This window comes from Streptomyces sp. NPDC002306 (assembly GCF_053593435.1).
The window spans coordinates 1-11,452 of the sequence record NZ_JBSFCK010000084.1 but is presented as its reverse complement, the minus strand read 5'-3'; the positions used below and the strand labels follow the sequence as shown (position 1 = coordinate 11,452).

Annotated in this window: 13 protein-coding genes and 1 pseudogene; 5 read left to right on the top strand and 9 right to left on the bottom strand. The window is 70.4% G+C overall.

The annotated features are described in order from the left end of the window. Positions 1–103 precede the first annotated feature (103 nt). Positions 104–421: a DUF5133 domain-containing protein gene (locus ACWCQK_RS40985; protein WP_451164225.1), complete on the bottom strand. Its 318-nt coding sequence runs from the start codon at positions 419–421 to the stop codon at positions 104–106. Positions 422–489: 68 nt separating this feature from the next. After that, positions 490–1,332, bottom strand: a complete 843-nt coding sequence (locus tag ACWCQK_RS40980; RefSeq protein ID WP_451164223.1) for a SigB/SigF/SigG family RNA polymerase sigma factor — start codon at positions 1,330–1,332, stop codon at positions 490–492. 562 nt (positions 1,333–1,894) lie between these two features. Here ACWCQK_RS40980 and ACWCQK_RS40975 point away from each other — a divergent pair. After that, positions 1,895–2,779: an SDR family oxidoreductase gene (locus tag ACWCQK_RS40975; protein WP_451164221.1), complete on the top strand. Its 885-nt coding sequence runs from the start codon at positions 1,895–1,897 to the stop codon at positions 2,777–2,779. A gap of 129 nt (positions 2,780–2,908) precedes the next feature. Here ACWCQK_RS40975 and ACWCQK_RS40970 read toward each other — a convergent pair whose 3' ends face one another. The 3 genes from ACWCQK_RS40970 to ACWCQK_RS40960 form a co-directional block, all read right to left on the bottom strand. Continuing rightward, positions 2,909–3,421 (bottom strand): hypothetical protein, encoded by a 513-nt coding sequence (locus ACWCQK_RS40970; RefSeq protein ID WP_451164219.1) that lies wholly within the window; start codon positions 3,419–3,421, stop codon positions 2,909–2,911. 296 nt (positions 3,422–3,717) lie between these two features. Continuing rightward, complete coding sequence (locus ACWCQK_RS40965; protein ID WP_451164217.1) at positions 3,718–4,278, bottom strand: hemerythrin domain-containing protein; 561 nt, start codon at positions 4,276–4,278, stop codon at positions 3,718–3,720. 281 nt (positions 4,279–4,559) lie between these two features. Then, positions 4,560–5,648 (bottom strand): glutamate--cysteine ligase 2, encoded by a 1,089-nt coding sequence (locus ACWCQK_RS40960; protein ID WP_451164215.1) that lies wholly within the window; start codon positions 5,646–5,648, stop codon positions 4,560–4,562. Positions 5,649–5,856: 208 nt separating this feature from the next. Here ACWCQK_RS40960 and ACWCQK_RS40955 point away from each other — a divergent pair, with 208 nt between their 5' ends. Further along, complete coding sequence (locus ACWCQK_RS40955) at positions 5,857–6,177, top strand: DUF3040 domain-containing protein (RefSeq protein ID WP_451164213.1); 321 nt, start codon at positions 5,857–5,859, stop codon at positions 6,175–6,177. A gap of 271 nt (positions 6,178–6,448) precedes the next feature. Here the strand turns inward: ACWCQK_RS40955 and ACWCQK_RS40950 are convergent, their stop codons facing one another. Beyond that, positions 6,449–6,928: a winged helix-turn-helix transcriptional regulator gene (locus tag ACWCQK_RS40950; RefSeq protein WP_451164211.1), complete on the bottom strand. Its 480-nt coding sequence runs from the start codon at positions 6,926–6,928 to the stop codon at positions 6,449–6,451. Between the two features lie 61 nt (positions 6,929–6,989). Here ACWCQK_RS40950 and ACWCQK_RS40945 point away from each other — a divergent pair, with 61 nt between their 5' ends. Further along, positions 6,990–8,438 (top strand): MFS transporter, encoded by a 1,449-nt coding sequence (locus ACWCQK_RS40945; RefSeq protein ID WP_451164209.1) that lies wholly within the window; start codon positions 6,990–6,992, stop codon positions 8,436–8,438. 321 nt (positions 8,439–8,759) lie between these two features. Here the strand turns inward: ACWCQK_RS40945 and ACWCQK_RS40940 are convergent, their stop codons facing one another. Next, a complete protein-coding gene (locus tag ACWCQK_RS40940; RefSeq protein WP_451164207.1) occupies positions 8,760–9,491 on the bottom strand; it encodes a MerR family transcriptional regulator in 732 nt (243 codons plus the stop codon). A gap of 54 nt (positions 9,492–9,545) precedes the next feature. Between ACWCQK_RS40940 and ACWCQK_RS40935 the strand changes: the two genes are divergently transcribed. Continuing rightward, complete coding sequence (locus ACWCQK_RS40935; protein ID WP_451164205.1) at positions 9,546–9,830, top strand: hypothetical protein; 285 nt, start codon at positions 9,546–9,548, stop codon at positions 9,828–9,830. Between the two features lie 132 nt (positions 9,831–9,962). Continuing rightward, positions 9,963–10,508: an SUKH-3 domain-containing protein gene (locus ACWCQK_RS40930; protein ID WP_451164203.1), complete on the top strand. Its 546-nt coding sequence runs from the start codon at positions 9,963–9,965 to the stop codon at positions 10,506–10,508. Positions 10,509–10,604: 96 nt separating this feature from the next. Here ACWCQK_RS40930 and ACWCQK_RS40925 read toward each other — a convergent pair whose 3' ends face one another. Beyond that, positions 10,605–11,036, bottom strand: coding sequence for a hypothetical protein (locus ACWCQK_RS40925; protein ID WP_451164201.1), 432 nt, complete (start codon positions 11,034–11,036; stop codon positions 10,605–10,607). Between the two features lie 38 nt (positions 11,037–11,074). After that, positions 11,075–11,452: pseudogene (locus ACWCQK_RS40920) on the bottom strand (ScbR family autoregulator-binding transcription factor); the annotation flags it as partial.

Below are 11,452 nucleotides of genomic sequence, written 5' to 3'. Positions count from 1 at the left end.
AAGGGGGGCCCCCCCCCACCCCGCCGGGGCCGCCCCACTTCGCTGTGGGCCGTGCCGTGGCTCCTGTACGTCCACCGCACGGCGCGATGCCCCTAATGGCGGGTCATCGTCCCGTCGCCGGTTGCGGGGAGTTCGGCCTGGCAGGCCGGTGCACGACAGCGGCGGCACTGGCCACCACCGGGCGCCGCCCGCTCAAAGCGGTCCGCGGCTCGGGGCCGGTCACCCGGGCCGCCGCGCTGTCGAGGTAGGTGCGGGCGACCCGTAACGCGTCGTCTACGTCGCGCGTGCCGGTCGACACGCACAGGGTGTAGCCGAGGTCGCGCAGCCGGGCGCTCGGTGTGGGCTTCGCCGCGATGTTCTCCTCGGCGAGGAGGGTCTCGTAGTCCTTCACGAGGCGGCGCAGGGTGGCAGGCAGGGGCATCAGCACGGGACGGTCTCCTTCGGGCCGCGCGAGGCCTGTTCGGGCCGGTTCGGGCCGGTCGGGGCGAGTCATTCGGCGGGCCGGCTGAAGTCGGCCAGGGCCTCGTTGCGGACCCGGGCGCAGCTGCGGCTGATGAGGCGGGAGACATGCATCTGGGAGACGCCGAGCCGGTCGGCGATGCTGCTCTGCGTCATGTCCTGGAAGAAGCGCATGTAGAGGATGGCCCGCTCCCGTTCCGGCAGCCTGCGCAGCCCCTTTTTCACCGCCTCCCGATCCACCACCGTGTCGTAGGAGGCGTCCGCGACGCTGAGGGTGTCCGCGAGGCTGGATCCGCCGTCGTCACCGGTGAGTTCGGCGTCCAGCGAGAGCGCGCTGAAGCCCTCCATCGCCTCGAGCCCCGCCGTGACCTCCTCCTCGGTGAGGCCGGTGTGGGACGCGATGGCGGCGGGAGTGGGCTCAGGACTGCCGGGGTGCTGGGTGAGTTCGCGGCGGGCCACCCGGACCCGGTTGCGTAGCTCCTGTACCCGGCGCGGCACGCGCACGGCCCACATCCGGTCGCGGAAGTGCCGTTTCACCTCACCGGTGATGGTCGGCACCGCGTAGCTCTCGAAGGCGCCGCGGGCCGGGTCGAACCCGTCGACGGCCTTGACCAGCCCCAGCGCGGCCACCTGGCGCAGATCCTCGATGGACTCCCCGCGGTCACGGAACCGGCCGGCGATCCGGTGCGCCATCGGCAGCCACGCCGCGACCAGCTCGTCGCGGACGGTCTCCCGCTCGGGGCCGTCCTCCAACCGCGTCAAGCGGACGAACGACGAGGCGGTGTCGGGGCTGTCGTCGTGCGTGCGCCGCGACCGCGGGGCAGTGGCGGTGTCGGCTGCGACGGAAGGATGTGCAGGCGTGTCGGTCAGCATGCGGAATGGCTCCTGAGCTGTGGTTCTCCAGGCACAGCCGGAGTACGGAATCCGGCTGGGGCCCGAAGGGTGTGGTCAGGGTTCGCCGCAGCGGGGAGAGCATCCGGCCACTGGAGGAAGCCGACAGCCCGGATCCCGCCGGACGTGCGCCTCCAGTCCGAAGCACGAAATCCCGTCTGCCCTCACGCCCCACCGTGAAACGCGCTCCCCCTCTCGCGCTGACGAGAGGGGCCGCCTCCGGGCACCGAGGCGGCGCTCGACGCGCATCGCACGCCGCACGACGCACGGCACGTGGGGCGGCGCACGGTACGAGCAGCGCGGGAGTGATCGATACAGGTCGCGGGACGGAAGTGATCGATAGAAGGCGCGGAGCAACGCGCACTTGGGCTTCCCGCCCGCATGAGCAGGCCACACGGTTGGCGACGCTCAAACAGGGCACTTGGCGATGGATGTCGCGGGGCGGGCGGTGCCTGTGTACGTGACCACGTACGTGAACCTCGTACGCGGACCGGATACGTCTACCCGCCCCGTTGATGCCCCTGCCCGACGAACGGAGCGGCTTATGGGCGGCGACAGTCCTCTCGAAGGGCGCACCATCGTGGTGACAGGAGCCGCACGTGGCCTGGGAGCGGCCCTGGCAGGTGAGTTCGCCCGGCGTGGCGCGCGCCTGGCGCTGATCGGTCACGAGAGGACGAGGCTGGAGGCGGTGGCCGCGAGCCTTCCCACCCCGGCCCTGGCCATCGAGGCCGACGTCACGGACGAAGCAGCCCTCGAAGAAGCGGCCGTGCGGGTCCGTCGGCGACTCGGCCTACCGTCCGCTGTCGTGGCGAACGCCGGCATCGCCCAGGGCGGCCCGTTCACCGGCGCGGACATGGCCGCGTGGCAACGAGTCATCGACGTCAACCTCACCGGCAGCGCTCTCACAGCGCACGCCTTCCTGCCGGACCTGGTCCAGACGGCCGGCTACTACCTCCAGGTCGCCTCGCTCGCGGCGTTCGGGGCCGCTCCGATGATGAGTGCCTACTGCGCTTCGAAGGCCGGCGTGGAGTCCTTCGCCCATGCCCTGCGCGCGGAAGTGTCACCGCACGGCGTGGCTGTCGGCGTCGCCTACGTGAACTGGACCGACACCGACATGGTCCGCGACGCCGACCAGTACGCCGTACTGCGCGAGCTGCGCGCGCACATGCCCCTGCCGGCCCGCCGCATGTACCCGGCGGACGTCGTCGCGCGCTGGCTCGTACGAGCCGTGGAAGACCGGCGGACCGCCGTCTACGCCCCCGCCTGGCTCCGCGTCGCTCAGACCTTCCGTGCCGCACTGCCACCCCTGGTCCTGCGCCGCTCCCGCTACCTCCTGCCGCGCCTGCACGCCGCTGAGCCCTTCTCGCCGACGGGCATGCTCGGCGCGGGCGGACGAGCCGACGACGAGGCCCACCTGCGGCGACGGTGACAGCAGCGCCCTCCACGCACTGTCGAGGAGGGCGAGACCGGACGACGTCGCCGGGCCGGTGCGGCCACCTACGGCATCACGTCCGCTGCTGAGGCCGTAGAAGCTCCCCCTGGTGCTGTACGGCCACCGTCACGCCAGTCCCGCGCTGTCGACGCTCACCAGTTCCATGAGCTGGGGCCGGTACAGGTCGGCGATGTCTTCCAGCAGGTCGGGGTGGCGGAGCAGGGGGGTCGCTTCGGTGTCCAGGTCGCTGGGGTCGGTCAGCCGCCGCAGGGTGCCGGCCTCGGCCTGATGCTCGGTCGCGAGGGCGGCGCCGTGGGCGCGGGTGGCCAGGGCGGGGTCGGCCAGCAGACAAGCCGCCCAGCTGACGACGGCCTCGTCGACCCAGGTCCGCCAAGCCACGTCCTGCGGGTGCGGCTCGCATCCGGTGAGCCGGTCCAGCCGCTGGGATCCGCTCGGCGCGAGGAGGTGCAGCAGCTGCACGTCGAGGGCGGTGGGGTAGCGCAGCACCGCGGCGAGGGTCGCGGCCTGCCGGGCCTGGGCTTCGGCCAGCGCGCGGCTCAGCGCGCCCGCGGGTGGCGGGTAGGCGGCCAGCAGCCAGCGGGTGCAGGCGGCTATGACGGGTGTCAGGTCGTGGGGCACGGCGGTCGGTCCCTGGGAACGTGCCCGCCTGTGTCCGGTGCTCCGGTACCGCGAGCTGCTTCGCGGGGCCGCGCTGCCCCGCTCGTGACCCGACAGCCTAGGCAGGTGACGCCGAAGACGAAATGGTCCCCGTCACAGGGCCCCGTCGCAGCGCCCCGTCACAGGACCCCATCACAGGACTACGTGACAGGGCTGCGTCGCAGGGCTACGAGCGGACATCGGGACCGGGTCGGCGGTATCCGGTCCGGTCCCGCGACGTACAGCGCCGTCGCCCGCGTGCGGCTCCGCGGGGCGGGTCAGGACTTGCCGCGGCCGGTGACGAAGTCACGGGCACGGTCCACCAGGCCGATCCCCGGAGCGAGGAGCTTGTTCGCGGGCGCCGTGTCGGGGGCGGAGGGGTGCGGGCGGGTGGGGGCCATGGACTTGGCCCGACGGACCTTGTCCCCGAGATCGTCGAGCATGTCGGAGGAACAGGCCTGGCGCAGCATGGGAAAGAGGTTGTCCTCCTCGTCCTGGACGTGGGCGATCACCTCGTCCATGAGCTGCGGCAGCAGCGGGTTGCCCGGGAGGTCGTCCGCGTCGGTCTTCTCGAGCTGCTTGAGGATCTTCTCGACCCGGCCGTGATCCGCGATCTCCTTGTCCGCGATCCGGTCGCCATCCTCGATGTGCTCGCGCACCGCCGGGTACAGATACTGCTCCTCGGCGACCGAGTGGCGCACGATTTCGATGGTGACCTCGTCCACGAGATCACGCAGTTCCCGCGTACCGCCGGTCATCGCCTGGATCTGGCCGAACATCTCGTCGACCTCTCGGTGGTCGGCCATCAGTTCCTCGATCACGTTTCCGCCGTGCCCCATCGCGCGTCCACCTCTCACCGTCACGTCAGGGCCGAGTTCTCGGCCCGGCAGGAAGTGATTCCCTCGCAGGCCCGACCATGAGGGCTCCCGCTGACGCCCCTCATGCGATCGGACGCACCTCGTGAGCCTGGGTGGTCTAAGAACCGGGCCCCCGCCGGTCCGCGGCGCGGGCCGGCAGGACGTCCTCGAAGCCGCCGATCCTCACCGGGCCGACGGCGTCCGCCCGCCATGCGTCCCCGTCTCCATCCCCGTCCTGATCTCCTGACCTCGGTCGTCGTCGTTCACTCCTGTGTCAGCTGTACGCACTCGGTGACGACGTCCCGGAGGCTGCCGGTCCGCTCCAGCAGCAGCCGCTGCACGTGGGCGCCGTTACCGTGGACGAGGAGGGCCGCCACTGCCGCTTCGGCCAGGTCGGCGTCGCCGCTCTCGGTCAGCGCGTCCCCGAGGTGATCCAGCAGCGACCGCAGCACGTCCGCGGCCGGCTTCGGGCGCATGGTCTCCGGATCGAGCAGGGTCTGGTCGAGGCCGGAACGAGAGGCCTGCCAGGCGGCCAGCCGGAGCAGGCTGACGCTGTGGTCCAGCGGCGGGCGCCCGGCCCGCCAGTCTCGTGCGGCCGTCTCCACCATGGCGCGCGCCAGCGTGGCGATGAGCGTGGCGGTGTCCGCGTGCAGGCATACGTCCGCCACCCGGATCTCCACCGTCGGATAGCGCGCGGACAGTCGCGCGTCGAAGTAGACCATCGCCTCGTCCAGGATGACCCCGCTGGCGACCATGTCGGTCACCCGCTGGTGGTACTGCTCGGCCGAGCCGAACAGTTCCGTCGGCCCCGCCGAGGGCCAACGCCCCCACACCCGGCTGCGATAGCCGGCGTAACCGGTGTCCTGGCCTTGCCAGAACGGTGAGTTGGCGCTGAGCGCGCCGAGCAGCGCGAGTTGCGGGCGCAGCCGGTCGAGCACCGCCACACCCTCCTCGTCGGACTCCACCGACACATGCACATGGCAGCCGCACACCAGCTGATCCCAGGAGGCCATCCCGTACCGCTCGGCCATCCACTGGTAGCGGTCGTTCACGGTGAACGACGGGCTCACCGGGAGTGGTGAGGTAGCGAGGGCGGCGACCGCGCACCCGATTCCGTCGGCGTGCCGTGCCGCTTCCTTCCGGCAGCGTACGATCTCGGCGCCGAGAGCCGTCATGTCCGACTGCGGATGCGTGGCGAACTCCAGCATCTGCCCGAACAGTTCCTTCTCGAAGACGTCCTGGCCGGGATCAGCGCGGTCGGCACGGGCAAGGACGGCGGCCGACAGCGCCTTCGGCTGCCCGGTGTCAGGATCGACGAGAAGCAGTTCCTCCTCCACTCCCACGGTGCGCAACGTTGTGCCGCCTTCCTGCCTGGGCCACGAGAACCCGCCCCCGTCGCCGGGGGCCGTCGCCGGTCTGTACGACCCGACTGCCCTCAGGCGGGTCGTCGACACGTCTCGGCCCGGCCATCGCCCGCGCACCGACAAGGACGCCGAGCGCGCGAAGCGCCACCGTGCCTCGTACAGGAGTCGGCCGGACGCGGCGGGGAACCCGCCGGACATGGATGAACGGAACGACTCCGGCGAAGTCGTGCTCTCCGCGCACGAACGTGTCGCCCTCCTGCTGATCGAGGCGAAACTGAGCGGAGACCGACGTCTCGCGCGCCGCATGGGCCATCCGGGCTCGCGCCGGCTCGGACTGCCGCTGGCCGTGGCCGCTCTGGCCTGCGCCTCGCTGGTCTTCCTCATCATGGGGATCAGCACGTCGGCCCCCGTCTTCGCCTGGTCTTTCGCCGCGCTGTGGCCTTGCACTCTGCTGTTGGCGTTACGGCTGAGGCGCCGTACGGCCACAGCGCAAGATCGCGCGACCTTATGGCCGTGAACCCTGCGTCGCCACGGTTCGGTGCACGGTTGCGGCGGCGGTTGCGGTTGCGGTTGCGGTCGCAGGCTCGGCTTCAGCCCGGCGCATGGGCGCGGCACTCGCTCTGATGCGCTGATCGACCTGATGCACTGGTCGACCGAGCAGGCTCGCGCCGAGGGGGTCATCACCCGCCGGGAACGGCGGCCCGTCGGGGCGCGTCAAGGGCGCGCGAGTCGGACGGACGGGCCGGGATCGCCGCCCGCTGCGGGGCCGGAGCGGCAGCCGCCCGCCGCTACGCCGTGTCCACCGGGCCGGAGCGGTCCCAGCCGGGGACCAGGTCGTCGCGGTGCACGTCCTCACCGTGGACCTGCTCGCCGCAGGTCTCGCAGAGCGTGCGGGCGACGAGCGCGTGATCGTGGTGACGGATGCGGCCGGGCGGCGCGGTGACCGCCCAGCGGTCGCCCCAGCCGATGAGCTCGCGGGTGATGGCACCGAGGTCGCGCCCGGCCTCAGTCAGGTAGTAGCCGCTGTAGCGCGCGTCGTCCGGCAGCGGGTGTCGCTCCAGGACACCGCTCTCCACCAACGCCTTCAGGCGCGCCGCCAGGCGGTCGGTGGGAGCACCGGTGTTCCTGGCGATCTGCCGGAAGCGGTGGTTGCCGAGCATGACCTCACGGATCGCCGGCAGTGCCCACCGGTCGCCGACGATCTGCAGGGCGGCGGCGAGCGAGCAGGGCCGCCCTGCCATGTCCAGGGGATCGATACGCGTGGTCACAAATGCCAGTATCACCCCAGCAGGGTTTGATTTCCAAATCACCTTGTGCTTGGCTTGCGGCATGCCTGCGCTGCTTCGATTTTCAAAGCACCCTGGAACGGCTGCGGCCGTCGTCCTGGTGGCCGTCTTCATGACCAACCTGGACCTGCTGATCGTCAACGTCGCACTACCCGCCATGGGAAAGACCTTCTCCCCCGGCGGCGACGGCACGGGCCTCGGCGCACTGTCCTGGGTCCTCAACGCCTACGCCATCACCTTCGCCGCGCTGCTGGTGGCGGCCGGGCGGGCCGGCGACCGCATCGGCCAGCGGCCCGTCTTCCTCACCGGGATCGCGGTCTTCACCCTCGCCTCGCTGGGCTGTGCCCTGGCCCCGAACCTGCCGCTCCTCATCGCCGCCCGGGTGGTGCAGGCCGCCGGAGCAGCCGCCCAGATCCCGACCTCCCTGGCCCTGCTGCTGGCAGCCGTGCCGGCCGAACGCCGCACCCAGGCGACCCGCAACTGGGCCGCGATCGGCGGACTCGCCGCGGCCGCCGGGCCCGTCGCCGGCGGTTTGCTGACGGAGGCGGACTGGCGATGGATCTTCGCCGTCAACCTGCCGATCGGCATCGCCGCGCTCACCCTCGGCCGAACCGTCCTGCCCAAACCGGCCGCCCGGGAAAGCGGCCCGCTGCCCGACCTCGCCGGCGCTCTGCTCGCCGTCGTCTCGATCGCCACCCTGACCGCGGCGCTGGTGCAAGCACCCGGCTGGGGCTGGACAAGCGCCCCGACCCTCCTGCTCCTGGCCGTCGCCGTGGCCGGCGGCGCCGCGTTCGTCCTCAGGTCACTGCACCACCCCCGCCCACTGTTCGAACTGGACCTGCTGCGCCTGCCCCGCTTCGGCGCGGCGAACGCGGGCAGCCTGGTCTTCGGCACCGCCTTCTCGATCATGCTGCTGTCCAACGTGCTGTGGTGCCAGGACGTCTGGCACTGGAGCGCCCTGCAGACCGGCCTCGCCCTGGCCCCCGGCCCCGCCCTCGTCCCGATCGTCACCGTCCTGACCACCCGCGCGGCACAGCGCTTCGGGCACGGACCGCTCGTCGCCGTCGGCGGACTGCTCTTCATGGCCGGCATGGCCTGGCTCGCGTACTCCGCGTCCACCACACCCGACTATCCGCACGACCTGCTGCCCAGCCAGCTGCTCACCGGAGCGGGCACCGGCCTGGCCCTGGGCACCCTGGTGGCCGCAGGCGTCCACGCCGTGCCCCCACACCGCGCGGCCACCGGAGCGGCACTGGTCAACTCGGTCCGCCAGATCTCCGCCGCCCTCGGCGTCGCGGTCCTGGTCGCGGTGATCGGCTCCCACATCAGCGCCACCTCGCACCACGACTTCCGCGTCATCTGGTACACCGCCGCCGCCCTCGGCCTGGTGACGGCAGCATTCGGCATACATCTCTCCCGCCGACGCCGCCCGCCTCAGACCGCACCCACCACACCCAAGCCGGCTACACAGGCCCTGACCGACGCACCCTGACCCACCACACACTGCCTTGACGGTCCCTGACCCTGGGCAACGTGCCCTAGCTGCTGCGCATGAAGGTATGGACTTCACAGTTGTCCGGGTCTCCGACGTACGCCCCCGGGCATGCGGAGTACCAGCCGGAGCAGCCGGTCGCGCTCACCGCTGCCACCAGAGGCAGGGCGCATGCCAGACCGACCAGCCTTCGGTTCATATCCCGCCCCCACGCAAGAAACTCAACTCGTCCAGTCTCCCAGTGACGTAGGCCTGGCGGTTCGATGCGTGAGTCGGCGGCTTCCACGACAACCCGGACCTACCTCTCTCCGAAGCGGCGCGTCACGCGTCCAGTTGTGCGCCGATGAGCGTGCCGAGTCGCTGCCAGGCCGGGGAGGATGCGTCGACCGCGCCCTGGATGAGGGCGGGGATCTCGGAGGCCGCGTGCAGCTCGGGCAGTTCGCCGGATCCGTAACGTTCCCGGATCGCCTGGGTGATCCGGCGGGCCAGGTCCTCGACGCGGGGGTCTTCGGGGTCGAGGTCGTGCGCGTGGTCGTAGTCGTGGAAGAGCTGCCGCAACAGCGGGTCGGCCATGGTCTCGGCTTGATCCTCGAACAATGTGATCGCCCGGTCCGGGTGGGTGGCGAACACGAGGATCCAGAGATCGCGCTGCAGATCCACCCAGCGAGGGGTGAACCCCCATCGGACCAGATTCTCCAGGTGAGCATCGACCTCGGTGGGCAGCGGGGACAGATGTCCGGCGGCGAGCCGATGCAGGCGCCCTTGCGTCGCCCTCAGGCCACGGATGCGGGCGGTGAGCTCGTCGTCGATCTCGCGCAGCGCCTGCTGGAACTCCTCCTCGGTCGCTGATCTCAGGTCCCGGATACGAGCCAGGGGGACGCCGGCCTCGGCAAGCGTCCGGATCTTGATCAGGTCAATGGCGTCGTTCGCGCCGTACCTCCGGTAGCCGGACGCGTCACGGTCGGGCTCGGGGAGCAGCCCCTTGTCGTGATAGACGCGGATGGTCTTGACCGACACTCCGACGTAGCTGGCCAGCTGCCCGATGGTGATCACCTGGCCATGGTCCCACTTGACCCTGCCCCTGGGTCAGGGTTGCACCATGGCGTCATGGCGAACACGAACATCGACCGGGAGACCTTGCGCGAGCTGGCCGACGAGGGCAACGAGACGGCTCTGGACCGGCTGGCCGACCTGGCCGACGCCGCCGACGACCTCGGCGAGCTCAGTGAGCTGCTGGACGAGGGATCCCTACGCGCCGGGCTCCTGCTCACGCGGCGCGCGGCCGCGTCCGGCGACCTGCGTGAGCTGCAACGCATCTCCGACGCCGGGTACGACGAGGCGGCGAACGAGCTCAACCGACTACTGAGGGCTCCAGTCGACAAGCACCGCTGACAGGACCCCAGCGACCGTCAGCCTCTCAAGCGGTCGCCACACCACATGACAAGCTCGCGGTCCGCCAATAACGTGTCCCGCGAATGATCTCCGTACCTTCCATGGCCAGTAGCCCTGCCTGCTGGTCCGGATTTGCGGCAGACTTCGGGCAACAGGCACCTGAGAGGCTGGGGAGGGCGCATAGAACACATCGGTGAGTCGTTGACGGGCTGTGGTCCGTCGGTACTGAACGAGCTTGGCGTTGCTGGGTGGACAGCAGGTCGCAAGATCCCCACCGGGGACTGGATACAGCAACTGACAGCTGCCGGGTTCGAGCTCAATGACACGGCGGTCGGGGTCTGGGCCGAGTTCGGTGAGTTGACGATCAACAGCTGCCCCGCTCGCGTCCCTGGCTCGTCACTGCACATAGACCCCGTTGACGCCTGCGTCGACGCCGCTGCGGAAGCGTCGAGGCTGAGGCACCGATACGCGGAGAACTACAGCCCACTGGGTATGTGGTCGATCCAGTACAGGTCGTACATCGCGACCAGCGGGCGCGTCGTCGCCGTCGGGCCGGGCGTCCTCTGGCTCCTGGGGTCCACCTTCGCGGAGGCGCTGACCTACGTCGTGGACGGCGATGCCGGCGCCGACCGTACAGAACGAGCACCCTGGCTCATCGGCAGCCGTTCCGGCAAATGAGACGATCTTGCAGTGACTGGTGTGATCGCGGCGCCGACCCTCCGGAGGAAACCATCATCGCAGCCAACAATGTATGGCTGCGATCGGCCCCCGGCGCTACAGCTCGTGGTCCCGAGCCAGTTCCTCCCAGCGAACGCCGCGAAGCGCAAGGTCTGCCTTCTCGCCCGATGGAACATCCAAGACGGTTTGGAACCAGACCACAGTGAGGGCGGAACGGTGCAGCACCGGGTCGAGCTCAGGGTCTACTGCTGTCGAGCGGAAGGCGCCGATGCAGGCCACGGCAGGCAATACCTCTACGGGGCCGAAGGCGCCGGCAGTCTGGTCCGGGTACTCGCGGGAGGGCGGAACCAGATGGACCGGCGTGGAAGGAAACGCGCGTTCGGCCTCCCGCTGGAGGCTGTTGACCTTCATGTCGTTGATGGGCTTGCACGGGTAGCCCTCCAGCATCCCCCCGTAAGCCGAAGACATCCGCAGCTCGGTGAGCTCGATCGAACGGCCGGACGTGAGGGTTATGCGGCTCAGCGACATACCGACACCCTACGCACGCTTCACCTCCGGTATCCGGCCTAAACGAGTTCGGCTGTCTCTCCCGCGTTCTGCAGGCTCTGCTCGATGGCCGCCTCGTAGACCTGCTGGGCCCGTTGCGGGGTGAACTCCAGCCGGATCAGGACACCCGGGACGGCGATGGTCGCCATCAGGTGCCGGTACAGGTCCGACACCCGCTCCAGCATGTCCTCATGACGGGTCATGATGTTCGACAGGATCTGCACCCCGGTGAAACTGCCCACGAACAGCTTCGCGATCAGCTCCACATCGACCTGCGGCACCAACTCCCCGTTCGCCTTCGCCTTCTCGAAGACTTCCACCGAGCGGGTGATCCATCCCTGCATCGGCACCCGGCGGTCCAGACCGTCCTGCGGAGAGCCCTGCTCCACGGTCAGCCG

Bases quoted from the DNA above. Each gene is read 5' to 3' on its own strand.
- ACWCQK_RS40985 (WP_451164225.1), bottom strand. From the start codon at position 421: ATGCCCCTGCCTGCCACCCTGCGCCGCCTCGTGAAGGACTACGAGACC.
- ACWCQK_RS40980 (WP_451164223.1), bottom strand. From the start codon at position 1,332: ATGCTGACCGACACGCCTGCACATCCTTCCGTCGCAGCCGACACCGCC.
- ACWCQK_RS40975 (WP_451164221.1), top strand. From the start codon at position 1,895: ATGGGCGGCGACAGTCCTCTCGAAGGGCGCACCATCGTGGTGACAGGA.
- ACWCQK_RS40965 (WP_451164217.1), bottom strand. From the start codon at position 4,278: ATGGGGCACGGCGGAAACGTGATCGAGGAACTGATGGCCGACCACCGA.
- ACWCQK_RS40955 (WP_451164213.1), top strand. From the start codon at position 5,857: ATGGATGAACGGAACGACTCCGGCGAAGTCGTGCTCTCCGCGCACGAA.
- ACWCQK_RS40945 (WP_451164209.1), top strand. From the start codon at position 6,990: ATGCCTGCGCTGCTTCGATTTTCAAAGCACCCTGGAACGGCTGCGGCC.
- ACWCQK_RS40935 (WP_451164205.1), top strand. From the start codon at position 9,546: ATGGCGAACACGAACATCGACCGGGAGACCTTGCGCGAGCTGGCCGAC.
- ACWCQK_RS40925 (WP_451164201.1), bottom strand. From the start codon at position 11,036: ATGTCGCTGAGCCGCATAACCCTCACGTCCGGCCGTTCGATCGAGCTC.